General features: G+C 58.8%; 22 protein-coding genes. 19 read left to right on the top strand and 3 right to left on the bottom strand.

Annotated features, from left to right (window positions below):
- The first annotated feature begins 3 nt into the window (after positions 1-3).
- On the top strand, positions 4-1,029 hold the full coding sequence (locus tag DFS28_RS23515; protein ID WP_111451652.1) for a DUF2955 domain-containing protein: 1,026 nt from the start codon (positions 4-6) through the stop codon (positions 1,027-1,029).
- Here the strand turns inward: DFS28_RS23515 and DFS28_RS23510 are convergent.
- The gene (locus DFS28_RS23510) at positions 1,014-1,469 is read right to left on the bottom strand and encodes a YMGG-like glycine zipper-containing protein (RefSeq protein ID WP_111451651.1); all 456 of its coding nucleotides are present in this window, start codon (positions 1,467-1,469) and stop codon (positions 1,014-1,016) included. The genes DFS28_RS23515 and DFS28_RS23510 overlap by 16 nt on opposite strands.
- 228 nt (positions 1,470-1,697) lie before the next feature.
- Here DFS28_RS23510 and DFS28_RS23505 point away from each other — a divergent pair, with 228 nt between their 5' ends.
- From DFS28_RS23505 to DFS28_RS23475, 7 genes are all read left to right on the top strand, one after another.
- Positions 1,698-4,085, top strand: a complete 2,388-nt coding sequence (locus tag DFS28_RS23505) for a DUF3772 domain-containing protein (RefSeq protein WP_111451650.1) — start codon at positions 1,698-1,700, stop codon at positions 4,083-4,085.
- A gap of 214 nt (positions 4,086-4,299) precedes the next feature.
- Positions 4,300-5,076, top strand: a complete 777-nt coding sequence (locus DFS28_RS23500; protein WP_111451649.1) for an ABC transporter substrate-binding protein — start codon at positions 4,300-4,302, stop codon at positions 5,074-5,076.
- A 91-nt stretch (positions 5,077-5,167) separates the two neighbouring features.
- Positions 5,168-5,857 carry an ABC transporter permease gene (locus DFS28_RS23495; RefSeq protein ID WP_111451648.1) on the top strand — a complete coding sequence of 230 codons (690 nt, stop codon included), beginning with the start codon at positions 5,168-5,170 and terminating at the stop codon, positions 5,855-5,857.
- A 14-nt stretch (positions 5,858-5,871) separates the two neighbouring features.
- Positions 5,872-6,570 (top strand): ABC transporter permease, encoded by a 699-nt coding sequence (locus tag DFS28_RS23490; RefSeq protein WP_111451647.1) that lies wholly within the window; start codon positions 5,872-5,874, stop codon positions 6,568-6,570.
- A 9-nt stretch (positions 6,571-6,579) separates the two neighbouring features.
- The gene (locus tag DFS28_RS23485; RefSeq protein WP_111451646.1) at positions 6,580-7,692 is read left to right on the top strand and encodes a succinylglutamate desuccinylase/aspartoacylase family protein; all 1,113 of its coding nucleotides are present in this window, start codon (positions 6,580-6,582) and stop codon (positions 7,690-7,692) included.
- 18 nt (positions 7,693-7,710) lie between these two features.
- Positions 7,711-8,475, top strand: coding sequence for an ABC transporter ATP-binding protein (locus DFS28_RS23480; protein WP_111451645.1), 765 nt, complete (start codon positions 7,711-7,713; stop codon positions 8,473-8,475).
- A gap of 115 nt (positions 8,476-8,590) precedes the next feature.
- Complete coding sequence (locus tag DFS28_RS23475) at positions 8,591-9,511, top strand: MurR/RpiR family transcriptional regulator (protein WP_111451644.1); 921 nt, start codon at positions 8,591-8,593, stop codon at positions 9,509-9,511.
- 12 nt (positions 9,512-9,523) lie between these two features.
- On the opposite strand, the gene DFS28_RS23470 is transcribed toward DFS28_RS23475, so the two are convergent.
- Entirely contained in the window at positions 9,524-10,447 is a 924-nt protein-coding gene (locus tag DFS28_RS23470) for a helix-turn-helix domain-containing protein (RefSeq protein WP_111451643.1), read from the bottom strand.
- A gap of 161 nt (positions 10,448-10,608) precedes the next feature.
- On the opposite strand from DFS28_RS23470, the gene DFS28_RS23465 reads away from it, so the two are divergent.
- The 7 genes from DFS28_RS23465 (at position 10,609) to DFS28_RS23435 (ending at position 18,240) form a co-directional block, all read left to right on the top strand.
- On the top strand, positions 10,609-11,967 hold the full coding sequence (locus DFS28_RS23465) for a glutamine synthetase family protein (protein ID WP_111451642.1): 1,359 nt from the start codon (positions 10,609-10,611) through the stop codon (positions 11,965-11,967).
- 171 nt (positions 11,968-12,138) lie between these two features.
- On the top strand, positions 12,139-13,227 hold the full coding sequence (locus DFS28_RS23460) for a polyamine ABC transporter substrate-binding protein (RefSeq protein WP_111451641.1): 1,089 nt from the start codon (positions 12,139-12,141) through the stop codon (positions 13,225-13,227).
- Positions 13,224-14,525, top strand: a complete 1,302-nt coding sequence (locus DFS28_RS23455) for an FAD-binding oxidoreductase (RefSeq protein ID WP_111451640.1) — start codon at positions 13,224-13,226, stop codon at positions 14,523-14,525. The genes DFS28_RS23460 and DFS28_RS23455 overlap by 4 nt, the downstream gene beginning before the upstream one ends.
- Before the next feature lie 251 nt (positions 14,526-14,776).
- The gene (locus DFS28_RS23450; RefSeq protein ID WP_111451639.1) at positions 14,777-15,373 is read left to right on the top strand and encodes a paraquat-inducible protein A; all 597 of its coding nucleotides are present in this window, start codon (positions 14,777-14,779) and stop codon (positions 15,371-15,373) included.
- Positions 15,370-16,026 carry a paraquat-inducible protein A gene (locus DFS28_RS23445; RefSeq protein WP_111451638.1) on the top strand — a complete coding sequence of 219 codons (657 nt, stop codon included), beginning with the start codon at positions 15,370-15,372 and terminating at the stop codon, positions 16,024-16,026. The genes DFS28_RS23450 and DFS28_RS23445 overlap by 4 nt, the downstream gene beginning before the upstream one ends.
- The gene (locus DFS28_RS23440; protein WP_111451637.1) at positions 16,007-17,662 is read left to right on the top strand and encodes an intermembrane transport protein PqiB; all 1,656 of its coding nucleotides are present in this window, start codon (positions 16,007-16,009) and stop codon (positions 17,660-17,662) included. The genes DFS28_RS23445 and DFS28_RS23440 overlap by 20 nt, the downstream gene beginning before the upstream one ends.
- Before the next feature lie 17 nt (positions 17,663-17,679).
- A complete protein-coding gene (locus DFS28_RS23435) occupies positions 17,680-18,240 on the top strand; it encodes a membrane integrity-associated transporter subunit PqiC (protein WP_111451636.1) in 561 nt (186 codons plus the stop codon).
- Here DFS28_RS23435 and DFS28_RS23430 read toward each other — a convergent pair.
- Positions 18,191-19,519, bottom strand: a complete 1,329-nt coding sequence (locus DFS28_RS23430; RefSeq protein ID WP_111451635.1) for a HAMP domain-containing sensor histidine kinase — start codon at positions 19,517-19,519, stop codon at positions 18,191-18,193. The genes DFS28_RS23435 and DFS28_RS23430 overlap by 50 nt on opposite strands.
- Positions 19,520-19,810: 291 nt before the next feature.
- On the opposite strand from DFS28_RS23430, the gene DFS28_RS23425 reads away from it, so the two are divergent.
- The 4 genes from DFS28_RS23425 (at position 19,811) to DFS28_RS23405 (ending at position 24,789) form a co-directional block, all read left to right on the top strand.
- Positions 19,811-20,491, top strand: a complete 681-nt coding sequence (locus DFS28_RS23425) for a histidine phosphatase family protein (RefSeq protein WP_371922181.1) — start codon at positions 19,811-19,813, stop codon at positions 20,489-20,491.
- A gap of 615 nt (positions 20,492-21,106) precedes the next feature.
- Positions 21,107-22,120, top strand: coding sequence for an iron ABC transporter substrate-binding protein (locus DFS28_RS23415; RefSeq protein WP_111451632.1), 1,014 nt, complete (start codon positions 21,107-21,109; stop codon positions 22,118-22,120).
- Between the two features lie 3 nt (positions 22,121-22,123).
- Positions 22,124-23,722: an iron ABC transporter permease gene (locus tag DFS28_RS23410; protein WP_111451631.1), complete on the top strand. Its 1,599-nt coding sequence runs from the start codon at positions 22,124-22,126 to the stop codon at positions 23,720-23,722.
- Positions 23,719-24,789 (top strand): ABC transporter ATP-binding protein, encoded by a 1,071-nt coding sequence (locus DFS28_RS23405; RefSeq protein WP_111451630.1) that lies wholly within the window; start codon positions 23,719-23,721, stop codon positions 24,787-24,789. Before DFS28_RS23410 ends, DFS28_RS23405 begins: the two co-directional genes overlap by 4 nt.
- Positions 24,790-24,791 lie beyond the last annotated feature (2 nt).

Here is a 24,791-nt window from a genome sequence, read left to right as displayed (position 1 = left end):
GGCATGTCTACTCGGCGCACGCCGCGGGATCAACGCGCACTGCGCCTGGCCACCGGTACAGCGTTGTGCCTCACCGCCAGTTTCGGCCTGGGCTTGCCGATTCCCTTTCTGGCGCCGGTGCTTTGCCTGCTATTGCTGGCTTCGGTCAATCGCCCGCTGCCGTTCAAGGCCGGACTGGTTCTCGCACTGGCCGCCCTGTTGACCACCGGAATCGGCCTGCTATTGATCCCGGTCCTGCGTTATTACCCCATCAGCGGCGTGCTATTGATCAGCGTCGGCTTGTTCCTGGCCTTCCGCTTTGGCCTACGCGGCGGCAACACCTTGATCATGACCTTCCTGGTGATTGGCCTGACCATGATTTCCTCGGCCGGTATCGCCGAATTCGATCTGGCGGCGATGGTCATCAACGCACTGGTCAAGGGTTTGCTGCTCGCCGTTGTTGTCGTGGCGTTCAGTCATGGGTTATTCCCTGATCCACCCAACGCCCCTTCTCCGCCGCCTGCCCCACCCCTGCCGGCAGAAGAGGTCAGTCGGGTTGCGCTGCGTGCAACCCTGATCGTATTACCGGCATTCCTGCTGGCGTTGATCGACCCGGCCGGTTATTTGCCCATCATCTTGAAGGCCGTCAGCCTGGGCCAGCAAAGCTCCACGACAAACGCCCGCATCGCTGGTCGAGAACTGCTCGGCTCGACGTTACTCGCAGGCCTGTTGGCAATCCTCTTTTGGAGCGCCCTCAGTCTGTTTGTGCATCTGTGGATGTTCTTTCTGTGGATGTTGCTGTTCGGCCTGGTGCTGGCGCGCAAGCTGTATGCCCTGAGCCCGACGCGGTTTACCCCGGGGTTTTGGCTCAATACCCTGATCACGCTGATCATCCTGTTGGGTCAGTCGGTACAGGACAGCGCAGCAGGCAAGGACGTTTACACAGCGTTCGCCATCCGCATGGGTTTGTTCATCCTCGTGACGTTGTATGCCTGCTTGATGGTTCATCTGCTCGAACAACGGCAAGAAAACGCTCAAGGATTAACCTGATACCCCTTCCCTTGCAGGCAACTGGTATAGGCCGTTGAACTGGTCGCCGCACTGGTTTTCTCTTGCGCCCGGCGTTCCTGACGCTGACGCGAACCTCCGACAACCGCTCCTGCGGCGGCGGTTTCCTTGGCGCGATTCTGACGATAGTCCTGCTTGCGGTCTTCATCGACCTGATCATAAAACTCGTCATGTTGTCGTCCCCGCACCTGCGCCCCCGCAGCCCCTGCGGCAGCGCCCGCGGCGGCCCCCTTCAATCTTCCACCGGAAGGAGGCGGTGCAGTCGAGGTGCTCTGACTGGCCGCGATGTTGTGGCAATCGGTGATGTCCGCCTGGGTTTGTTGCGAACTCTGCCCTTTCATCGGCACGACCGTTTCGGCCCATCCCTGGGTCCAGGAAACCGACAGTGCGATGCACAGGCTAATGAATGACAGCCTTTTCATGATGACCTCCGACAGGGCCCGGCACTCTGCAAGCACACTGGGTCGGTAGACAGACCGCTCAATACATCACACCTCGTGATCCTGAGCGTGGTTCAGCATAAAAGATTGTAGATCACACCTTCTCAACCGCCCCCCTTCCCTATTCGTGGCCCGCCTCGCAGAACTATTTTTCGCGCCTGCACACGCCATGACCTAACCTGAATGGCTACAGCCGCTGGAGGCATGCCTATGCGTCCTGCATTGAAATTACTCTTATTCGTTGTGTTCGCGCTGATGGGGGCGAACATCGGCGAGCTGTCGGCGGATGAACTACCCAACACATCTAGAAACGGTGAGGCCAGCGCCACCTCTACCGTGTCAAAAAGCGATTTGGAAGCACTGCAATTGAGGCTGGACAACCTTAAACAGCAGGTGTCACTGACCAGTAACTACACCCAGTTGATAGGCTTTCAGGACAACGTACAGTTGCTCTTCAGTGATGTGGACAAGTTGGCGGCGGTGTTACTTCCCGAGCAAGCGCAATTGCAAGCGCAACTCAGTGTGCTCGGGACGTCATCCGCCACCAGCGTTGCCATGGAAAAGTCCGATCTGGTGAAACAGAGGTCCTATCTCAGCGCACAAAAAGACAAGGTGGATAACGATCTCAACATACTGCAGGCCATCAAAGAAGGTGCTGCTAACCTCATCACTCAGATTGCCAGCATTCGGCGTACCCAACTGGAAACCGAACTGGCCCAGCGCACCGCCAGCGTCCTCAACCCCCGGTTCTGGTTGCCGGTGTTTTCTCCACTGGAGGAGGATAAAAGCCGTCTGAGGTTTTTGATCGACCAGTCCAACAATGTCATCCAGTCCGTCTGGCAACCCGGCCGGCGTACCGCGACCGTCACGTTGTTATTATTGGCCCTGGCCTTCTGGACGCTGGGGCGACGACTGGCTGAACATGGTTTGACATGGATCTGTATCCATCGAGTACCCGAAGGTCGCCTGCGCAGAAGTTCATTGGCGATAGCGACGGTAGTTGCCACGATGTTGAGCGCAGGTTGTGCAATAGGGCTCATCTCCGCAGCGGCTAGCCGTCTTCAACCATTGCCGCAGCCCCTGCAAGGTTACTTCGACGATGTCGAGAAAGTCGCATACGCCTGCGCCCTGATTATCGGTCTGAGTCGGGCCCTGTTGTCTAAACGCAATCCCTCATGGCGGTTACCTGGCATCGCCGATGAAGTAGCACTTGCAATAAACCCTTTTCCGGCGCTGCTGGCCGGATCAATGCTGATACTCATCTCGCTGATACAAGTCACCAATGCGACGGGTATGAGTACGCAAATGGTACTTTTCAGCCGGGGCGTGGTGTCACTCGTCGTCATCCTGATTATTGGTGCGCTATTGCTACGCGTCAGTAGAACCCGCCGAGCGATGGTCATTGCCGGGGAACACCCCGAATCAGGTACTACCCTGGCGGGGGTGATTTATACCGGCCTCAGTATCGCCGTGTTGATCTCGATTTTTGGCCTGCTGGTCGGTTACATCTCCCTGGCCCGGTTCATCACTTACGAAGTTGTCTGGCTCTATATCGTTATTGCCAGCTTCTATTTGCTGATGCAGTTGTTCAGAGACTTGTGTGATTACCTGTTTTCGCCAAAACAACCAAGCGGCAAGGCGATCAAACAGCTGCTAGGCATCGGCGACGTTCGGCTTGAACAAATCGAGGTTGTTGTGGCGGGTATTGGCAGAGCGGCATTACTGCTCATTGCCGTGATTACAACGATTGTGGGGGGGATTGGAGCGACCTTTGGCCAACTGACTGACAGGGTTTCAGCGATCCTCGGCGGCGATGGCTTGCGCAAGCTGAACATCATTCCGGGCAATCTGTTGAATGCGGTCCTCGCGCTGTTGATCGGTATTTATCTGATTCGATCGCTGCGCAGATGGCTGGATAACGAGTTCCTGCCGAAAACCGATATGGACCCCGGCATGGGAGCGTCGCTGAGCACCCTGTTCAGTAATATCGGGTACGTACTGGTCATTCTGATGGCGTTGTCTTCATTGGGCGTCAAATGGACCAATCTGGCCTGGATCGTCAGTGCGTTGTCAGTGGGGATCGGCTTCGGTTTGCAGGAGATCGTCAAGAACTTCGTATCCGGGTTAATCCTGCTCACCGAGCGTCCGGTCAAGGTCGGCGACCTGATCAGCATCAGTGGGGTCGAAGGCGATATCCGGCGAATCAATGTCAGGGCCACGGAGATACAGCTCAGTGATCGCTCGATCGTGATCGTGCCCAACTCGCAGCTTATTTCCCAGAACCTGCGCAATATAACCATGGGCGGCAGCGCCCAAGGGGTGGCCACACTCGAACTGGTGTTCCCTCTGGATATTGACCCCGAGCAAGTCAAAACCCTGCTGTACACCACCTATTGCGAACATGAAACCATCCTCGACAAACCCTCCCCCGTTGTTCGATTCAGCAATCTGAGCCCTGAAGGCATCACATTGACCATCACCGGCTATGTCAGCAGCCCAAGGATTGTCAGTACGACCAAGAGCGATCTGCTCTTTGAAATCCTGAAGCGATTGGGTGAGGCCGGCATTGAATTAGCCAAGCCTGTTCCTCCTGCGTAATACCCATCAATAGCCTGCCTGGCGCCTGAACGTGCTCGTGATCACACGGGAGCGTTGTGAATTTGTGCGCCTCGGAGTGATACGTTTATTTTCATTGTGTTGCATTATGAAATAAATCATGTCATTTATAGCCACGCAAAATCATCAGGACTGATCCACCGTGCCAGATCGGATGGCCTGTACCACCCCAACGCCCCTCCAAGGAGTCAACAATATGAACAAGACAGAACTTCTAGGTGCTCTGGCACTGTGCGCCGCAAGCTTGCTGGCACACGCCGACGAAGACAGCCTGCGCATCGGTATCGAAGCCGCCTACCCCCCCTTCTCTTTCAAGACGCCGGAGGGCAACGTCAGTGGTTTCGATTACGACATCGGCAATGCCCTGTGCGAAGAAATGAAGGTCAAATGCGAGTGGGTCATCCAGGAATTCGACGGCATGATCCCATCGCTGAAAGTGCGCAAGATCGATGCCGTGCTGTCGTCGATGTCGATCACTGAAGACCGTATGAAGTCGGTCGACTTCAGCAAAAAGTACTACCACACGCCGGGCAAGTTCGCGATGAAGGCCGGCAACGTGATCAACGACCCGCTGGTTGATCTCAAGGGCAAAAAAGTCGGGGTGCAACGCTCATCGACCTACGACCGTTTTGCCACCGATCAGCTTGAAAAAGCCGGGGTCGAAGTGGTGCGCTACGGCTCGCAAAATGAAGCCTTCCTCGATCTGGCGTCGGGTCGACTGGACGCGACGCTCGCCGACATCGTCAACACCGATGAGAGCTTCATCAAAACACCGGCGGGCAAAGGCTTCGCGCTGGTGGGTCCGGACATCAGCGACCCGAAATATTTCGGCCGAGGCGCCGGGATCGCAGTGCGTAAAGGCGACAGCGTGAACGTTGCACGTCTGAGTACAGCGATCGACGCCATCCGCGCCAACGGCAAGTACCAGCAAGTGATGGCCAAGTACTTCGCGTTCGATATCTACGGCGAATAAGCCTTACCTGTAACCCTGTGGCGCCGGCCTCTTGCGGGCGCTTTTGGGCTTGTCTCGCGCGCCTTTTGGCGCTCGTTTGAGGACTTTCATCATGCTTCACGGCTACGGATCGAGCATTCTCGATGGCGCCTGGCTGACCATTAACCTGGCCTTGACCTCCATGAGCATGGCGATTGCTTTGGGTCTGATCGGCGCAGCCTTTCGATTGTCGCCGCTCAAATGGCTGGCGGTGCTGGGCGAAGGGTACACCACCCTGATTCGCGGTATTCCTGACCTGGTGTTGATCCTGCTGATCTTCTATGGCGGCCAGGATCTGGTGAACCGCATCGCCCTGGCGCTCGGTTACACCCACTACATCGACATCAACCCCTTTATCGCCGGCGTCTGCACCATGGGTTTCATTTTTGGTGCCTATCTCTCGGAAACCTTTCGCGGCGCGTTCATGGCGATTCCTAAAGGTCAGGCCGAGGCCGCTGTGGCGTATGGCATGAGTGGTAGCCAGGTGTTCTGGCGGATTCTGGTGCCGCAGATGATTCGGTTCGCCATCCCGGGGTTCACCAACAACTGGCTCGTGCTGACCAAATCCACCGCGCTGATTTCGGTGATCGGCTTGCAGGACATGATGTTCAAAGCCAAGAACGCGGCGGACGCCACCCATGAGCCGTTTACGTTTTTCCTCGCGGTGGCGGCGCTTTATCTGATGCTGACCAGCGTGTCATTGCTGGTGCTGCGTTACCTGGAAAAACACTACTCGGTCGGCATCAAAGCCGCCGAATTGTGATTGGGAGCAACCCCATGATTCTCGACTACAACCTGATCTGGGAAAACCTGCCGCTGTATTTCAATGGCGCCTTGTTGACCCTCAAAGTCCTGCTGATTTCCCTGGCCTTCGGCCTGGTGCTGGCGATTCCGTTGGCATTGATGCGAGTGTCCCGATCGCCCCTGATCAACGTCCCGGCGTGGCTCTACACCTACGTGATTCGCGGCACGCCGATGCTGGTGCAATTGTTCCTGATCTATTACGGCCTGGCGCAGTTCGCAGCGGTACGTGAAAGCGCGCTCTGGCCGTACCTGTCCAGCGCAACCTTTTGTGCCTGCCTGGCCTTTGCGATCAACACCAGTGCCTATAGCGCGGAACTGCTGGCCGGCAGTTTGAAGGCCACGGCCCACGGCGAGATCGAAGCCGCCAAGGCCATGGGCATGTCGCGCTTGACCCTGTACCGCCGCATTCTGCTGCCATCGGCCTTGCGCCGGGCGTTGCCGCAGTACAGCAACGAAGTGCTGATGATGCTGCAAACCACCAGCCTGGCATCGATTGTCACCCTGGTGGACATCACCGGGGCCGCGCGTACGGTCAGTGCGCGGTTCTATCTGCCGTTCGAGGCGTTCATCACGGCCGGCCTCATCTACCTGGCCCTGACCTTCATTCTGGTTCGCCTGTTCAAGCTGGCCGAGCGTCGCTGGCTGGCGTACCTGGCACCGCGCAAGCACTAAGGAGCTGTTATGGAGCATATTGAATACCTGTTGCCGTGGAGTGCTTCGGGCACTGAACGGAAACTGTCGCTGTTTCGTTTTGGCAGCGGACCGCGCAAGGCCTACATTCAGGCGTCCCTGCACGCCGACGAGTTGCCGGGGATGCGCGTGGCGGTTGAACTCAAACAACGTCTGCGGGTGCTGGAAGAACAAGGTCGCCTCAACGGCGTGATCGAGTTAGTGCCGATGGCCAATCCGATTGGTATCGCCCAGATGTTCCAGGCGACCCATCAGGGGCGCTTCGAGTTTTCCAGCGGAAAGAATTTCAATCGGGACTTCCCGGAGCTGACCGAAGCCGTGGCGGCGCTGGTGAAAGACCACCTGGGCGACAATGCCGACGTCAACACTGCACAGATCCGTCGGGCCATGGCCGATGTCCTCGCCGACATGCCACCACCGATGTCGGAACTCGATGGCTTGCGCCGCCTGTTGCTGCAACATGCCTGTGACGCCGATGTAGTGCTGGACCTGCACTGCGATTTCGAGTCGATCATGCTGCTTTACGCCATGCCGCAAAATTGGCCGCGATTGCGTTCGTTGGCCGCTCGACTCGGTGCCGGCGCCGCGCTGCTGGCCGAGGGTGCGGGCGGCAGTGCCTTCGATGAGGCCTGTGCGATCCCTTGGTTGCGCTTGGCTGAGCTGTTTCCTGAAGCCAATGTTCCGCTGGCCTGCGTGGCCACCACCATCGAGTTGCGCGGCATGGCCGACACCGAACGCGAACAATGTGTCGATAGCGCCGAGGCCATTCTTGGCTATCTCGCCGAACAGGGCCTGATCAGCGGTGACTGGCCAGCAGCGCCACCGACCTGTTGTGAAGCGACGCCATTCGCCGGCGCGCAGTACGCCTATGCGCCGCACCCGGGGGTGGTGAGTTTTCTGCAACCGCTGGGTGCCCGGGTCAGGGTGGGCGATCCGCTGTTCGAAGTGCTGGATCCGCTGACCGATCGCCACAGTATCGTGCGCGCCAGCACCGACGGCACCCTCTATGCCCGAGAACGCCTGCGCTTTGCCCAGCCCGGTTTGTGGCTGGCCAAAGTCGCCGGCACCCGTCTTATTCGCCAGGGTCGCTTGCTCAGCGACTGATTCCAGAGAATAAAAACCATGTACAAACTAGAAGTTCAGGATCTACACAAAAGCTATGGCAGCCACCACGTGCTCAAGGGCGTGTCCCTGGAAGCGAAGGCCGGTGATGTGATCAGCCTCATCGGCTCAAGCGGCTCGGGCAAAAGCACCTTCTTGCGCTGCATCAACCTGCTGGAGCAGCCCAACGCCGGCAACATCGTGCTCAATGGCGAACAATTGAAACTGGTGACCAACAAACTCGGCGGGCTCAAGGCCGCCGAGCCCAAACAGCTACAACGCATGCGTTCACGGCTGTCGATGGTGTTTCAGCACTTCAACCTGTGGTCGCACATGAGCGCCCTTGAAAACGTCATGGAAGCCCCGGTGCATGTGCTTGGCATGGGCAAGAAAGAGGCCCGGGAAAAGGCCGAACACTACCTGAACAAAGTCGGCGTGGCGCACCGGATGGACGCCTGGCCAGCCCATATGTCCGGCGGCGAGCAGCAGCGTGTGGCGATTGCCCGGGCACTGGCGATGGAGCCGGAAGTGATGTTGTTCGATGAGCCGACCTCGGCACTCGACCCCGAACTGGTCGGCGAAGTGCTCAAAGTCATGCAGGACCTCGCCCTCGAAGGCCGCACCATGGTGGTCGTGACCCACGAAATGGGTTTTGCCCGCGAGGTTTCCAATCAACTGGTGTTCCTGCACAAGGGGCAGGTCGAAGAACGTGGCGACCCGCGCGAAGTGCTGGTCAACCCGCAATCCGAACGCCTCCAGCAGTTTCTTGCCGGGAGCTTGAAGTAATCCGCCCAGCTTAACTGACTGACATTACCGACTCTTGGCAGCGCTGCACACCGAGGGTCGGCTTCGGATACACTCCCGCCAGCTTTATCAACCCTCAGGAAATGTTGAGCCGGATATGCCGACCCCATCGAACAACACCACGGTCTATGCCGCACCGGTTATGCGCAAACTGGCGGAGATCGTTGGCGATTTGCAGCCGTCCCTGCGCAAGGTGGCGGACTTTATCCTGCGTCACCCGCTGCGGGCCGCGACGCTGACCATCGAGGAGATGGCCCACGAAACATCCACCTCGCCAGCCGCAGTCAACCGTTTGGCCAAGGCCCTGAACCTGGGTGGCTACACCGGCATGAAAGCCGAACTCGTCGCGACATTGCAGCAAATGGTGTCGCCGGTCGACAAACTGCGCAACGAACTGGCACATCGTCCTGGCGGCGCGTTTGGCCTGCATGAGCAAATCCAAAGCGCCAGCAGCAACCTCGCGACGGCGGCGACCAACAACCACGCAGACACCTTTGAAGCGTTCGTGACCCGCCTGACCCAGGCGCGCAAAATCTACATCCTGGGTTTTGGCAACAGCGTGTACTTCGCCGGCCTCGCCGCCTCGACCCTGATGCCCTTCTGCGCCGACGCCACCGCCATCAGCATGGAGGGCGGCAACGAAAACGCCGCCTACCGTCTGGCCGCGATTACCGATCAGGATGTGTTGCTGGCAATCTCCCTGCCGCGCTATTCCCTCGACACCCTGCAACTCGCCCGTTTCGCCAATGAACGGGGTGCCACGGTGTTGGCAATCACCGATTCACCCGCCTCGCCGCTCACCAGCATTGCCGAACACGTGCTGTTTGCTCCCGCCGACCATCCGGTATTGACCAGTTCCAACATCGCGGTGCTCGCCTTGATCGAAGGCTTGGTGGCGGGCGTGATGGCGCGCAATAAAGAAGCCGTCAAACTGGCGACCGAACTGACCGAAAGCGTGATGGCTTACCTGCACATGCCGGGTAACAGCAAATCGTCGAAAGCCACAAAGCCGCGCTGACGTATCCCCGACTTACCCGCGACCTGTTGCGCCACAGGGTGTGCGGGCGAGCGTCTGACTGGGAAGTTCGTTGAACAACGCGCGATAGCTGCTGGAAAATCGCCCTAAATGCCAGAACGACCAGTGCATCGCCACTTCGGCAACGGTGGTGTCCATCGCTGTGCGGCTGAGCAACTCGCGGCGTGCGCTGTTGAGTCGGCGCAAGCGCAGCCAATGGGTCGGGGTCATCCCGGTATAAGCCTTGAACGCATGCTGCAATTGCCGCAGAGAAACCCCGGCGACCTGCGAAAGCTCCAGCAGGTTCAGGGTGTCTTCCGGCGCATCAGCCGCCCACTCACCGATGCGTTTCATCACCGCACGCTCTTCGGCGCGGCGCTGTAACCCTCCGCGATCAAGGCAAACACACGCGTTGTCGAGGATGTACAGGCAGTCTTCGAGCAACTGCTGAGTCAACGCCTCCTTGCTCGGCGGATCGAGGGTCTGCGCCAGTCGGGTCAGCGTCCCGCTGAGCCAGCGACTGAACAATGCATTCTGCCCCGAGTTCAGCGGCGCCATGAACAGGCCTTCGAGCCTGGCCACGTTCAAACCGTGACGCTGCACGAACGCCGGACCGAACACCACGGCAATTTCCTGGTAGTTCTCCGGGGTGATCCAGATGTTGCGACTTTCGCCATTCAACACGTACAGCGCGTTGTCGCTGCGATCGAAACAGAACGCCAGCGAACCTTCGGGCGCGCTGAAATTCTGCTCGACCCGGGTGTTCATCTGTTCCTCGTAAATCTCCACGCCTTGCAGGTCCAGGTAGCGCACGCGCCCGGCGAAATGCCCCGGTGACATTTGCTGGTAATGCTGAACCCAACCCGGTGTGGCGCGGATTTGCTCGGCGACATCGGCGGTGTCGAACGCTTGGACTTGCAGGGGATTGCACGTTGTCATGGGTGACCTTACGCACTCGTTTGGTGCGTTTTGGTGCTGCTGAAAGTGGATAGATGGAACCTCAAGGCTCGCCCAAGATAGTCGTCAACGCGCCACAGGGGAAGTGTGTGGTGGATGAAACCAGCCTCCCCGGCGTTAATAAAACCAATAACGAGGTCTTTATGAATGTCCCTTTCGATCAGCTGCTCACGTGGCTGAAAGATCACAAGATTACCGAAGTCGAGTGTGTGGTCAGCGACTTGACCGGCATCGCACGCGGCAAAATTGCACCCACCAACAAGTTCCTGCATGAGCGAGGCATGCGCCTGCCGGAAAGTGTGCTTTTGCAAACGGTAACCGGGGACTTTGTCGACGACGACATCTACTACGACCTGCTCGACCCGGCCGACATCGACATGGTGTGCAAGCCCGTCTCCGACGCGGTGTACGTGATCCCATGGGCCATCGAGCCCACCGCCATCGTGATCCACGACACCTTCGACAAGTTCGGCAACCCGATCGAGCTGTCACCGCGCAACGTGCTGAAAAAAGTCCTGCAGTTGTACACCGACAAAGGCTGGCGCCCGATTGTCGCGCCGGAAATGGAGTTCTACCTGACCCAGCGCTGCGAAGACCCGGACTTGCCGCTCAAAGCCCCGCTGGGTCGTTCGGGCCGTGCGGAAAGTGGTCGTCAGTCGTTTTCCATCGACGCCGCCAACGAATTCGATCCGCTGTTTGAAGACGTGTACGACTGGTGTGAACTTCAGGGTCTGGACCTCGATACCCTGATCCACGAAGACGGCCCGGCGCAGATGGAAATCAACTTCCGGCATGGCGACGCACTGGATCTGGCCGACCAGATCACCGTGTTCAAGCGCACCCTGCGTGAAGCGGCGCTCAAGCACAACGTCACCGCGACCTTCATGGCCAAACCGATTGGCGATGAGCCCGGCAGCGCCATGCATATCCACCAAAGTGTGGTGGACATCGCCACCGGCCAGCCGATTTTTGCCGATGCCGACGGGAAAATGAGCGAGCTGTTCCTGCACCACATCGGCGGCCTGCAAAAGTACATCCCCAAAGTGCTGCCGATGTTCGCACCCAACGTCAATTCGTTCCGCCGCTTCCTGCCAGACACGTCGGCACCGGTGAACGTCGAATGGGGCGAAGAAAACCGTACCGTGGGCCTGCGTGTGCCGACCTCCACGCCGGACGCGATGCGCGTGGAAAACCGTTTGCCGGGCGCCGATGCCAACCCTTATCTGGCGATCGCCGCGAGTCTGTTGTGTGGGTATCTGGGCATGGTCGAGCGCATCGAACCAAGCGCTGCTGTGCAAGGTCGTGCCTATGAGCGCCGCAATCTGCGCCTGCCGATCACCATCGAGGACGCCCTGACGCAAATGGAAGAATGCGACACCGTTTCGAGTTATCTGGGCAGCAAATTCGTTCGCGGATATGTCGCGGTCAAGCGAGCGGAACACGAGAACTTCAAGCGCGTGATCAGTTCCTGGGAGCGAGAGTTCCTGCTGCTCAGCGTCTAGCAAACAAGCGCTCACATAAGACCGCATTCCCCCTGTGGGAGCGGGCTTGCTCGCGAATAGGCCGGCACATTCAACATCACCGTTGACTGATAGACCGCTTTCGCGAGCAAGCCCGCTCCCACAAGGAAAATGCCAACGCCTGAAAAATCCAACAACTACAAGAGGTGTCGTATGCGTCTATTGAAATCCATGGTTCCGGTCGCGCTGGCCGTGTTGTTCAGCGCCGTTGCGCAGGCTCAGCCAACGGTCAGCGTCTACAACTGGACCGATTACATCGGCGAGACCACCCTAGCCGATTTCCAGGCGAAAAGCGGGATCAAGGTGATCTACGACGTGTTCGATTCCAACGAAACCCTGGAGGGCAAACTGCTCGCCGGCCGCACCGGGTATGACGTGGTGGTGCCGTCCAACCACTTCCTCGCTCGCCAGGTGAAAGCCGGCGCGTTCCTGAAGCTCGACCGTTCGCAGCTGCCCAACTTCAAGAACCTCGACCCGAAACTGCTGGCGTTGCTGGAGAAAAACGATCCGGGCAACGAACACTCGGTTCCGTACCTGTGGGGCACCAACGGCATCGGCTACAACGTCGACAAGGTCAAGCAAGTGCTGGGCATTGACCGCATCGATTCCTGGGCGGTGTTTTTCGAACCGGAGAATCTGAAGAAACTCAGCCAGTGCGGCGTGTCGATGATGGATTCGGCCGATGAAGTGTTCCCGGCCGTTCTCAATTACATGGGCATGGACCCGCGCAGCGAAAACCCTGAAGACTTCAAAAAAGCTGAAGCCAAGCTGTTGACCATTCGCCCTTACATCACCTATTTCCACTCCTCCAAGTACGTTTCGGATCTGGCCAACGGCGACATCTGCGTGGCGTTCGGTTACTCGGGTGACGTGTTCCAGGCCGCGAACCGGGCCAAGGAAGCCAAGAACGGCGTGAATATCGCCTACGCGATTCCCAAGGAAGGCAGTAACTTGTGGTTCGACCTGTTGGCGGTTCCCGCAGACGCCAGCAACCAGAAAGAGGCGCATGCTTTCATCAATTACCTGCTCGATCCGCACGTGATTGCCAAGGTCAGTGCGTCGGTCGGTTACGCCAACCCGAACCCGGCGTCCAAGCAAGACATGGACCCTGAACTGGTCAACAACCCTGAGGTTTATCCGCCTCAGGCAGTCCTCGACAAGCTCTACATTTCCACCACCCCGCCCCAGGCAATCATGCGGTTGATGACCCGTTCCTGGAGCAAAGTGAAGTCCAACCAATGAACCAGTACAGCAACGAACATGCTCGTTCCTATTACGCGGCGTCAGCCAATGGAATGGCGCCCTACCCTACACTGGCCGAGGACCTTGAAGCCGATGTCTGTGTGATCGGCGGCGGCTTTACCGGCGTTAACACCGCGATCGAACTGGCGCAACGCGGGCTCTCGGTGATTCTGCTGGAGGGCCGACGGATCGGCTGGGGTGCCAGCGGGCGCAACGGCGGGCAGTTGATTCGCGGCATCGGCCATGACGTCAGCGGTTTCGCCCGTCATGTCGGTGAAGAAGGCGTGCGCTACCTTGAGCGTGCGGGCGTCGAGTCGGTAGCACTTGTGGGCAACCGCATTCGTGAACACGGGATTGATTGCGACCTGCGCTGGGGGTTCTGTGAACTGGCCAATACTAAAGCGCAGTTCGCGGCGTTCAAGGCTGAGCAGCAAGGCCTTGCCGAATCGGGTTACGCCCACGAAACCCGACTCGTCGGGCCGGAGCAAATCCGTCAGCAGGTGGTGAACTCCGACGTGTATGCCGGTGGTCTCGTCGACATGGGCTCGGGTCACTTGCACCCGCTCAATCTGGTCCTTGGCGAAGCGCTATTGGCGCAATCCCTGGGGGTGCAGATTTTCGAGCAGAGCCCGGTGCTGGAGTTGATCCATGGCAGCACCGTGCAGATTCGCTGTGCCGGCGGCACGGTGCGCGCCGGCAGTCTGGTGCTGGCGTGCAACGCTCACCTGGAAGAGCTCGAACCGAAACTGAGCGGCAAGGTGCTTCCGGCGGGCAGCTACATCATCGCCACCGAGCCGTTGACGCGCGAACAGGCAGCGCAATTGATCCCGCAGAACCTGGCGCTCTGCGACCAGAAAGTCGGCCTGGATTACTACCGACTTTCGGCGGACCGACGCTTGCTGTTCGGCGGCGCCTGCCATTATTCCGGGCGTGATCCGGCGGACATCGAAGCTTACATGCGCCCGCACATGCTCAAGGTCTTCCCGCAACTGGCCAACGTGCGCATCGACTATCAATGGGGCGGCAAGATTGGCATCAGCGCCAATCGCTTCCCACAGGTCGGGCGCTTGAGCCAGCATCCGAACGTGTTCTACGCCCAGGGTTACTCCGGGCATGGCCTGAACGTGACCCACTGGTGCGCCAAGCTGTTGGGTGAAGCGATCCACGTCGGACACAGTCAGGGCTTTGACGTGTTCAGCGCCGTGCCGCACATGACCTTTCCCGGTGGGCCGATGCTGCGCTCTCCACTGCTGGCTCTCGGCATGTTCTGGTATCGCCTGCGCGAACTGCTCGGCTGATCAGTAAGACGTTAGTAGCCTGACAATCCGCCTTCGCGAGCAAGCCCGCTCCCACACTGGATCTGCGTCGCTCACAAATGATGTGGCTACTGAAGATCAAATGTGGGAGCGGCGGTGCGACGATTCGACTTGCTCGCGAAGAACGATAACGCGGTCAAGCAGTTGTTTGAGCCTTTAGATTTGCTCAATCGCTAGGCGCTTCTATATTGAGGGAGTGCTCTGACTTCCCTGCGTCCTGGCGAGTGCAGCCTATGGCTACGACTGACCCACTGATCATCTGCGAGCACTGCGACTGCGTGTATGAAAAAGTCACGCTCGCCAAACATCAAAAAACCCTCTGTACACGCTGTGGCGGTGTGCTTCAGCGCTATAACGGCCTGACGGTGGAACAACGTCTGGCGTTGACCTTCACTGCGTTGATGCTGTGGATTTTCGCCAACTTCTACCCCGTCATGAGCATCAGCCTCAAAGGCCTTAAAAACAGCGCAACGCTCTGGGATTCGGTACTGGCCCTGAGTCTGGGGCCGATCACTTTCATCGCCATGGTGGCGGCGATCTCGATGATCATCGCGCCGATTTTCCAGCTGTTGCTGCTTATCTGGGTCCTGAGCTTCGCCCTCGCCCACCAGCGCTCGCCTGGTTTCAGGTTCTGCATGCGCTGGCTGGAAACCCTCAGGCCCTGGAGCATGCTGGAGGTCTGTCTGCTGGGGGCGATGGTCGCGGTCATCAAACTCGCCGGATTGCTGGATGTACTGCCTGGCATCGGCCTGTTTGCCCTGGCCATTCTCAGTCTGATGATGATCCGCATCGCCGGGCGCGACATCCGTGATCTATGGGACATCTTATGAACAGGCCTCCGGTGGCGAGTGAGCTCAACCTGTGCCTGTGTCATAGCTGCGGCCTGGCCTGTGACATGACCGATGAACCTCACGAATGCACACGGTGCGGCGCGCCGCTGCATCGGCGCAAAACCAACTCACTGGCCCGGACCTGGGCCTACATGTTCACTGCCCTGGCGTTTTACGTCCCGGCCAATCTACTGCCAGTGATGAACACCAAGATGGTCGGCAACGGCGCCGATAGCACGATCATGAGCGGTGTAGTGGAGTTCTGGCAGCACGGCGCCTGGGACATTGCCCTGATTATTTTCATCGCCAGCATCGCGGTGCCGGGCATCAAGTTCGTCGCCCTGACGCTGTTACTGGTGACCGTTCAGCGCGACAGCCAATGGGCGAGCAAGCAGCGGTCAACGCTGTACCGATTCGTCGAGCTCATCGGTTACTGGTCGATGCTCGATGTAATCGTGGTCGCCCTGGTGGCCTCACTGGTGAAGTTTCAAGCCCTGGCCGATATCGAACCGCGCCCGGGCATTCTGTTTTTTGGCCTGGTGGTGGTGTTCACCATGCTGTCGGCAATGAGTTTCGACCCACGCCTGATCTGGGATAAAGAAGAGCGGGATAACCCAAGCGAGGAGGTCATGGATGAAGTCGCAAATCACTGACGGGCCGCAAGCCCCCGGTCAGGCCCCGGTCAAGACCCGCCGCTTCAGCGTTTCACTGGTGTGGATCGTGCCGATTGTCGCGGTACTGGTGGGGATTTCCCTGGTCGTGCACACCATGCTGCAGGAAGGTCCGACCATTACCGTCACGTTCAAGACCGGTAGCGGCCTGACGGCCAACAAAACCGAAGTCAAATACCGCAACGTGGTGATCGGCCATGTTTCGGACGTGGAGTTGAGCAACGATCAGAAGAGCGTCGACGCCACCATCAAACTGTCCAAGCAGGCAGAAAGTTTCACCCGCGAAGATTCGCAATTCTGGGTCGTGCGTCCGCGTATTGGCGCCGGCGGGGTGTCGGGGATCGATACCCTGCTGTCCGGGGACTACATTGGCGCCGATATCGGCCAGGCCAACGCGCGTGCAAAAAACTTTATCGGCCTGGAAAACCCGCCACCGATTACCTATGGCGAACCGGGCAAGCGCTTCACCCTGAACACCCAGGACCTCGGTTCGCTGGATATCGGCTCTCCGGTTTACTACCGCAAGATTCCGGTGGGGCAAGTGGTGGCCTATGCCCTGGACGCCGACGGTAAAGGGGTCAACATCGAAGTGTTCATCCACTCGCCCAACGATGCCTACGTGACTGAAAATACCCGGTTCTGGAACGCCAGCGGAATCGACGTGAACGTCGGCGCCAACGGCTTTTCGCTGAAAACCGAGTCGCTGTCATCGATCCTGGTGGGCGGCATCGCCTTCCGCGCTCCGGATTACAGCCCCAATGATCAACCGGCTAAAGAGGACAAAGCCTTCGACCTGTTCGAAGACCAGTTAACTGCCCTCGCGCCGCCCAGCGGGAAGGGGCAATTCCTGACCTTGCGTTTCGATCAAGCCTTGCGCGGGCTCAAGGTCGGTGCGCCGGTGGAGTTCCTTGGCATCGAGTTCGGCAGAGTCGTGGCGGTCAATCTGGATTTTGACGCAAAAAAACGCAGCTTCCCCGTCAACGTCGGCATCATGATCTACCCGCAACGTCTCGGCCAGGCCCACACCAAAATGCTCGAAGCGTTGAAGCATGATCCCAACGACGAAGCCGCTGGCGTCCGGCTGATGGGCAGCTTTATCGAAAATGGTCTGCGGGCCCAGGCTCGGAGCGGCAATCTATTGACCGGCCAGCTTTACATTGCGCTCGACTTCTACCCCAAGGCGGAGAAAGTCGTATTCGACCCGAACGCCCGTCCAGTCGCTATCCCGACTATTCCAGGCAGCCTCGAGCAGTTGCAGGAAAAACTCGAGGGCATGGTCAACAAGATCAACCAGCTGCCCATCGAGCGCATTGCCGGCAACCTCGACAGCAACCTCGTCGAACTGCGCAAAAGCCTGGCGCAATTTAACGCCAAGACCCTGCCCGGCGTGCAGACCACCCTGGCGGATGTCAGCAAGACGCTGCAATCGGCCAGTTCGACCTTGGCCGAAGACTCGCCGCAACGCGAACAATTAGGTCAGACCCTCGACGAGCTCGGGCGCATGTCGCGCTCCTTGCGTGAACTCTCGGATTACCTGGGACGGCATCCGGAATCGCTGATTCGTGGCCGCCCCGACAATGCCGCGCCGATGGACCTGCAGGGGCCACCACGCAAATGACCACAGGAGCATCACCCATGGCTTTTTCGTTAAAGATTACCTTGGTCAGCGCATTGTTTTTGCTCACGGCTTGCCGCAGTGAGCCGATTCAATTCCACACCCTGACCCCGGCCCAACCGAGCAGCAATTCAAGGACCAGCACGGCGGATATCCAGATCGAGGGCCTCAGCGTCCCGCCGCAGGTCGACCGTCCGCAGATCGTTATTCGCCAGGGCAACAGCGGCCTGGCGATCCTCGAAACCCAATGGTGGGGGGCGAGCCTGTCGGATGAATTGCGCACGGCCCTGGTCGATCAACTGGTCAACAGCAATCCCCAGCGCAGGGTGTCGGTGCGGCTGGACGTGCAACGCTTTGATTCGATCCCCGGCCAATACGCGCTGATTGACGTCAAATGGCGCCTGCGCAATCTCGGCGAAAGCGATAACACGCTGGTCACTTGCCGCAGCACGCTGCAGACACCGTCAGGGCCTTCCATCGATGAACTGGTGAGCGCCCAACAGAACAACGTCAAACGCCTGGCCGCGTTGATCAATCAGGCCGCTGCCGGTACATCAAGAGGTTGTCCGGCGGCGCAGTAAGCGCCGACCTCCCACCCGTCAAGTCAACCGTGAAGCAACATCCGTTTGGCTCGCGGCTGGTGAGTTCCACTCGCCAATTCTGATGGGTGCAAATACGCTGGATCAACGAAAGGCCCAGGCCCAGCCCTTCGCCACGTTGCTCATCACCGCGCACAAACGGTTGAAACATTGCATGACGTTTTTCTTCTGCAATGCCTATGCCACTGTCTTCGACACTGAAACCGTGCTCGCGCAACGTCAGCCGAATGAAGCCCTGATCGGTGTAGTGCCAGGCATTACGCAACAAGTTGCCCATGACCGATTGCAGGAACGTCAGGTTATGGCGTTCCGTTGAAACGTGTTCGACGACGTAAATAAACTCGATGTCCTTTTCCCTGATCAGCGGTCTCCAGACATCCACCAGCGCGTCGGCGATGTCCTTCAGGGTGGCACTCACACCTGAACCGGAATCCTCCCGCGCACGCGCCAACATCAAAAACGTCTCGACCAATTGGCGCATTTCATGACTGGCACGGGCGATTCGCTGAACCTGCGCCGTGGAACGGTGGTCCAGCGAGGGATTGCCGAGTAGCAGTTCACAGGAGCTGGCCAGCACCATCAAAGGCGTGCGCAGTTCGTGACTGACATCGCTGGTAAAGAGTTTTTCCCGTCCCAGTGCAGCGCGCAAACGGCCCAGCGTCTGATCGAAGGAAAGCGCCAGTTCACCCACTTCGTCCTTTGCATAATCGGGATGTAGCGGTGGTGCCAGCTCCAGCAGTTGATCGCGATGCCGCACCTGACGCGCCAGACGAATCACAGGTGCGAGAACGCGTCGGGCCAGCAACCGGCCCATCAAAATCGCCAGCAAGACACTCAAGAAAACCCCGACAACCACCACCAGGAACAGCACATGTTCCCGTCGTTCGAGGCTTCGTTCGTCGCGCAACAAAACGTATTTTCGGTCACCCACCAGGTTCACCATGGCGTAGTACTTCGAACCACCGTAGAGGATCTCCTGAAACCCCGGGGGCAGCGCCTCCAGCACCGAGTTCAGGGCCATGGGGGCCTTGGCTCCCTGGGCGAAAAACAGTTCATCTTTTTCGGGTTGATGGAGCCAGTTATCGGGGTTGTCCATCAACAGCAGGCGGTGCAGCCCTCCTCCCAGGGTCGCGGCCGAGAGCTTTCGTTCCACCACATGGACAGTCGCCACAATGCCAAACGCAAAAATCCCCGCGACCAGCGCGCTCATCAGGGCGAATACGATGACAATCCGTTTCGTCAGGCTTTGCTTCAAATCCATTCTGTTGTCAGGCTCCATTGTCGGGGTCTATTGCCGCAGAACCGGGGCTAAAACCAACATCAGCCCACAGGAAGGTACATAAGAGAAACGTTTGCAACAATGCACTAATAATTAACCGCGCAACCCTCTCGCAAAACTTTCACATTTCTTTCACCCCTCAGGCACCTGGGACCTTTTAGTTTGTCGTTGATTGCGTCATGACAACCAAAATAGCCGATCAACTTAAAAGTCTGATTGGAAGAAGCGCATTGAAAGTAGATGTTTATCGCGTACTCAGGGGTAAAAACATACGTGCCTAATTTACTATCGCGCAAGTTTCCGCAAAAACCAACGTGGCTATCGCGGCTGTTCGGGCTCACGGGGGTGATCGTCGTGTTGGTCACCCTTGCCGGGGTAACCGGTTTTGCCTTGTGGCCAAGATCTCCGGCCAACGTGGTCACTGCCGGAACCGCAACTAAAGCGGACCTGCTCCAGCGTTGGCAAGCCGGTGAGGTCATCGCGCTGGTGCGCCATACCGAGCGATGCGACCGATCCACTAACCCATGCCTGGGCCCGGCTGACGGCATCACCCAAGCCGGCAGCGTTGCGGCTGCGGCAGTGGGCCAGGGTTTCCTGCGCCTGGGCGTGACGCAGACCGACGTCCTGAGTAGTCCGGTTACCCGTACAGCACAAACCTCGCACTACATGTTCGGCAAAGACGCGATGACTCAGGACTGGCTGGCAACCTGCGGCAAGACCCTGCGTAATGATGTGGTGGCGCGCAAGGTGGCCCATCGCAATCTGGTGTTGGTCACCCACAGCGGTTGTATTCACGAATTTGAAGGGCAGACCGGTTTCAAACACGTGAAGAAAAGTGAATATGGCAGTTCGTTGTTCGTGAGCATTAGTGCGGATGGAAAACTTCAGGTGCTCGGGATCGTCAATGCCAATGACTGGGATTCGCTGTTGAGCAAAAAACAGGTGAGCCAATAATCCTGCGGGCGCAGTCGAATAAAGTGTTTGAGAACAAATCCCTTTAACTTAAAACATTCAAAACCCCTTTGAGCCAACTTCCAAGTTCAGGTCGCGGTTGCGTCATGACATTGAAGAAGTTGCGCTCTTGTTGCTTCGTGCCACGCACCCGTTCATTTACAAACGTTACCAAGGTTTAGCCATGACACCCGATAACCTGCTTCCCCGTTCTGCTGGCCATTTGTCCCGAGCAGACGCCTCAGCCCGGTCGATCACCGAGCGCTGGATGGTTCCGGGATTGCTGCTGGTCTTCCTGGTCTTTTATCTCCTGGTTCTGGTGACCCATGGCTTATGGACGCTTTATGGTAGATACGCATTGTCAAAACACTCAGTGGCCACATCACCGTGCACAGCGCTCCAGGCAATGGCTCGCGAGTGACTGTCTCAGTCCCCGAGCCCAGACGCCAAATGACAGGAATTAACGATTAAATTGACGTTTTTTTCTCATTTCAGGCACTACATTCGCCGCGTCTCAAACATGCAAATGATTCCTATTGATCTACACTCATCGACGACGTACCTCGTCGATGCTGTCGAATCTGTGCGCACGATTAAAAAAACAGGAGCTGCCGACGCATGAATGCCCATTTACCTTCTTTCCTGAAAACCGCACTGCTGGCCACCGCTCTGCTGAGCGCCGGCCATGTGTATGCCGCGGATGCCGATGGCATCGTGGTCTACAACGCGCAGCACGAAAGCCTGACCAAATCCTGGATCGAGGGCTTTACCAAGGAAACCGGGATCAAGGTCACCGTTCGCAATGGCGACGACACCGAGATGGGCAATCAGATCGTGCAGGAAGGCGCGGCCTCCCCGGCCGATGTGTTCCTGACCGAAAACTCCCCGGCCATGGTGCTGGTCGACAACGCGGGGCTGTTTGCGCCGGTTGCGCCGGCCACCCTGGAACAGGTCGGCAATGCTTACCGCCCGGCCCATGGCAAATGGGTGGGGATTGCTGCGCGCTCCACGGTGTTTGTCTATAACCCGAGCAAACTGCCCGAAGCCGAGTTGCCCAAGTCGCTGATGGACCTCGCTGGCCCGAACTGGAAAGGTCGCTGGGGCGCTTCGCCGGCCGGTGCCGACTTCCAGGCCATCGTCGCCGCCGTGCTGGAACTCAAAGGCGAAGCCGCCACCCTGGAATGGCTGAAAGGGATGAAAACCAACTACACGGCCTATCGTGGCAACAGCGCCGTGCTCAAAGCCGTCAACGCCGGGCAGATCGACAGCGGCGTGATTTACCACTATTACAGCTTCGGCGACCAGGCCAAGACCGGCGAAAACAGCAAGAACACCGCCCTGCACTACTTCAAGCACAAGGATCCGGGCGCGTTTGTCAGTGTCTCCGGTGGCGGCGTGCTGGCGTCCAGCAAACACAAGGAACAAGCCCAGGCGTTCCTCAAATGGATCACCGGCAAAGATGGCCAGGCCATCCTCAAAACCGGTAAATCGTTCGAATACGCCGTGGGCAAGAACGCTGAATCCAATCCAAAACTGGTGCCTTTGCAGCAACTCGACGCGCCGACAGTCGATGCTTCAAAACTCGACAGTAAAAAAGCCGTAGAGCTAATGACTCAGGCGGGACTGCTCTAATTGATGCCTGAAACCTTGCCAGCGGGTGTCGCCGAGGCGATACCCGCGAATTTGCGACGACGATCCCGCGGCCTCTTCGCGGGACGTGGTGGCGCGTGGGTGATCAGTTTGTCGGTGCTGGTTTCGCTGCTGTCCCTGCTGCCGATTGCCTTCGTCATCGGCGTATCGTTTCAGACAGGCTGGGCGACCCTTGTGCCGCTGGTATTCCGGCCGCGGGTCGCTGAATTATTGGTCAACACCGTTTTACTGGTGGTGATCACGATTCCGTTGTGCGTCACGTTAGGCCTGTGTCTGGCCTGGCTGACAGAGCGCACCAACCTGCCGGGGCGGCGCTGGTGGTCTTTGTTGGCGACCGCGCCGCTGGCGGTGCCGGCGTTCGTCCACAGCTATGCGTGGGTCAGTCTGGTCCCACCGATTCACGGGCTGTTTGCCGGGGTGTTGGTCTCGGTCATCGCCTACTTCCCGTTCCTGTACTTGCCGATTGCTGCGACCCTGCGCAGGCTCGATCCGGCCATCGAAGACGTTGCCGAATCGCTGGGGCTAAAGCCTTGGGCGATATTTTTCCGCGTGGTGCTGCCGCAATTGCGCCTGGCCATCTGCGGCGGCGCGCTACTGGTGGGCCTGCACCTGCTGGCCGAATATGGCCTGTACGCGATGATCCGTTTCGACACCTTCACCACGGCCATCTTCGATCAGTTCAAGTCCACCTTCAACGGCCCCGCCGCCCATATGCTGGCCAGCGTGCTCGCCCTGTGTTGCCTGGTGATGCTGACCACAGAATCGGCCGCTCGCGGCACGGCGCGTTACGCCCGGGTCGGCTCGGGAAGCGCTCGCGAACAGCGGGTGGTGCGCCTGAAACCCGCAACCACCTTCCTCGCCCTGACCGTACAGATTGCGACCTGCGCGCTGGCACTGGGCGTGCCACTCGTGACCTTAGGTAACTGGTTGATCGCCGGCGGTACGCAGGTCTGGCAGATGGACGAACTTCTGCCGGCGCTGGAGCAGACGCTGCTGCTCGGCGTTGCGGGTGCCGCCCTGACCACCTGCGCTGCCATTCCGATTGCCTGGCTGTCGATTCGCTCTCCGGGCCGGTTGCAACGTGTACTGGAAAGCTGCAACTACATCACCAGTTCGTTGCCCGGGATCGTCGTGGCCCTGGCATTGGTCACCGTCACCATCCATTTCGCCCGGCCGATTTACCAGACGACTGTGACGGTGTTGCTGGCGTATCTGCTGATGTTTTTGCCCCGCGCCCTGGTGAGTTTGCGCGCCGGCATCGCACAGGCGCCGGTGGAGCTGGAAAACATGGCCCGCAGCCTCGGCCGCTCCCCTGCACGGGCATTGTGGCTGATCACCCTGCGTCTGGCCGCGCCCGGCGCTGCAGCAGGCGCCGCGTTGGTGTTTCTGGCGATCACCAATGAGTTGACCGCCACCTTGCTGCTCGCCCCCAACGGCACGCGCACCCTGGCCACCGGGTTCTGGGCCATGACCAGCGAAATCGACTACGCCGCCGCTGCGCCCTACGCCTTGCTGATGATCCTGCTGTCGCTTCCGTTAACCGGACTTCTTTATCACCAATCCAAACGAACGGCTGGCCGATGAACGCTCTTGAACTCCATTCCATTTCCAAGGCCTACGGCGCCCATCAAGCGCTGGAGAACATCAACCTGTCGGTGCCAACGGGCAGCCGAACGGTCATCGTCGGCCCGTCCGGCTCAGGAAAAACCACGCTGTTGCGGATGATCGCCGGCTTCGAATTCCCGGACACGGGCCGTCTTTCACTCAATGGCCAAACGCTCGTCGATGAGACACACGAGGTTCCGGCGCATCAGCGCCTGATTGGCTATGTTCCCCAGGACGGCGCCCTGTTCCCGCACATGACCGTCGCCGCGAACATCGGTTTCGGGCTTTCGATCAAGGGCAGTGCAAAACAGGAGCGAGTCGCGGAGTTGATGGACAGCGTGGCGCTGGATGCGAACATGGCCAACCGTTGGCCCCATGAACTGTCCGGCGGCCAGCAACAACGTGTGGCGCTGGCGCGGGCGTTGGCGCAACAGCCACGCTTGATGCTGCTGGACGAGCCGTTTTCGGCCCTCGACACCGGGCTTCGAGGCGCCATGCGCAAAATGGTCGCACGGCTGCTGAGCGACGCCGGCGTGACCACCATTCTGGTCACCCATGACCAGAGTGAAGCCTTGTCGTTTGCCGATCAGCTGGCGGTGATGCGCGACGGCAGGCTGGTGCAGTCGGGCCATCCGCTGGACCTTTACCGTTACCCCGAGGATGAACAAACCGCGCTGTTTCTGGGGGATGCCATCGTCATGCCCGCCAGAATCGAAGCCGGCTGGGCCCATTGCGATCTCGGTCGGATACCGGTGAACAACCACCGGGCCAACAAATCGGCGCAGATCATGCTGCGTCCCGAACAACTGCAACTGGTCAGCATTCAGCCCAGCCCGACCAAGGCTGCCGGGTGTCGCGCCGTCGTGACCGAGCGGGATTTCAGTGGCAATTCCTGCACCTTGACGGTGGAACTGGAGGCTTTGGCGTCCGGGCAACAGCCTGGTCGATCATTGATGGTGCGCAGTTCGGGCCTGTATGCACCACCCGCCGGCAGCGAGGTTCACGTCACGACAATCGGCCATGCCCACGTACTGAGCGAATCGTGAAC

Origin of the sequence: Pseudomonas sp. 478, assembly GCF_003254125.1 — a bacterium.
Taxonomy (GTDB): Bacteria; Pseudomonadota; Gammaproteobacteria; order Pseudomonadales; family Pseudomonadaceae; genus Aquipseudomonas.
Note: the sequence above shows the minus strand (reverse complement) of the source record. Positions and strands in the feature narration are given on the sequence as shown.

Excerpts from the sequence above, each read along its gene's own strand:
- DFS28_RS23515 (WP_111451652.1), top strand. The coding sequence starts at position 4 with ATGTCTACTCGGCGCACGCCGCGGGATCAACGCGCACTGCGCCTGGCC.
- DFS28_RS23510 (WP_111451651.1), bottom strand. The coding sequence starts at position 1,469 with ATGAAAAGGCTGTCATTCATTAGCCTGTGCATCGCACTGTCGGTTTCC.
- DFS28_RS23505 (WP_111451650.1), top strand. The coding sequence starts at position 1,698 with ATGCGTCCTGCATTGAAATTACTCTTATTCGTTGTGTTCGCGCTGATG.
- DFS28_RS23500 (WP_111451649.1), top strand. The coding sequence starts at position 4,300 with ATGAACAAGACAGAACTTCTAGGTGCTCTGGCACTGTGCGCCGCAAGC.
- DFS28_RS23495 (WP_111451648.1), top strand. The coding sequence starts at position 5,168 with ATGCTTCACGGCTACGGATCGAGCATTCTCGATGGCGCCTGGCTGACC.
- DFS28_RS23490 (WP_111451647.1), top strand. The coding sequence starts at position 5,872 with ATGATTCTCGACTACAACCTGATCTGGGAAAACCTGCCGCTGTATTTC.
- DFS28_RS23485 (WP_111451646.1), top strand. The coding sequence starts at position 6,580 with ATGGAGCATATTGAATACCTGTTGCCGTGGAGTGCTTCGGGCACTGAA.
- DFS28_RS23480 (WP_111451645.1), top strand. The coding sequence starts at position 7,711 with ATGTACAAACTAGAAGTTCAGGATCTACACAAAAGCTATGGCAGCCAC.
- DFS28_RS23475 (WP_111451644.1), top strand. The coding sequence starts at position 8,591 with ATGCCGACCCCATCGAACAACACCACGGTCTATGCCGCACCGGTTATG.
- DFS28_RS23470 (WP_111451643.1), bottom strand. The coding sequence starts at position 10,447 with ATGACAACGTGCAATCCCCTGCAAGTCCAAGCGTTCGACACCGCCGAT.
- DFS28_RS23465 (WP_111451642.1), top strand. The coding sequence starts at position 10,609 with ATGAATGTCCCTTTCGATCAGCTGCTCACGTGGCTGAAAGATCACAAG.
- DFS28_RS23460 (WP_111451641.1), top strand. The coding sequence starts at position 12,139 with ATGCGTCTATTGAAATCCATGGTTCCGGTCGCGCTGGCCGTGTTGTTC.
- DFS28_RS23455 (WP_111451640.1), top strand. The coding sequence starts at position 13,224 with ATGAACCAGTACAGCAACGAACATGCTCGTTCCTATTACGCGGCGTCA.
- DFS28_RS23450 (WP_111451639.1), top strand. The coding sequence starts at position 14,777 with ATGGCTACGACTGACCCACTGATCATCTGCGAGCACTGCGACTGCGTG.
- DFS28_RS23445 (WP_111451638.1), top strand. The coding sequence starts at position 15,370 with ATGAACAGGCCTCCGGTGGCGAGTGAGCTCAACCTGTGCCTGTGTCAT.
- DFS28_RS23440 (WP_111451637.1), top strand. The coding sequence starts at position 16,007 with ATGAAGTCGCAAATCACTGACGGGCCGCAAGCCCCCGGTCAGGCCCCG.
- DFS28_RS23435 (WP_111451636.1), top strand. The coding sequence starts at position 17,680 with ATGGCTTTTTCGTTAAAGATTACCTTGGTCAGCGCATTGTTTTTGCTC.
- DFS28_RS23430 (WP_111451635.1), bottom strand. The coding sequence starts at position 19,519 with ATGGATTTGAAGCAAAGCCTGACGAAACGGATTGTCATCGTATTCGCC.
- DFS28_RS23415 (WP_111451632.1), top strand. The coding sequence starts at position 21,107 with ATGAATGCCCATTTACCTTCTTTCCTGAAAACCGCACTGCTGGCCACC.
- DFS28_RS23410 (WP_111451631.1), top strand. The coding sequence starts at position 22,124 with ATGCCTGAAACCTTGCCAGCGGGTGTCGCCGAGGCGATACCCGCGAAT.
- DFS28_RS23405 (WP_111451630.1), top strand. The coding sequence starts at position 23,719 with ATGAACGCTCTTGAACTCCATTCCATTTCCAAGGCCTACGGCGCCCAT.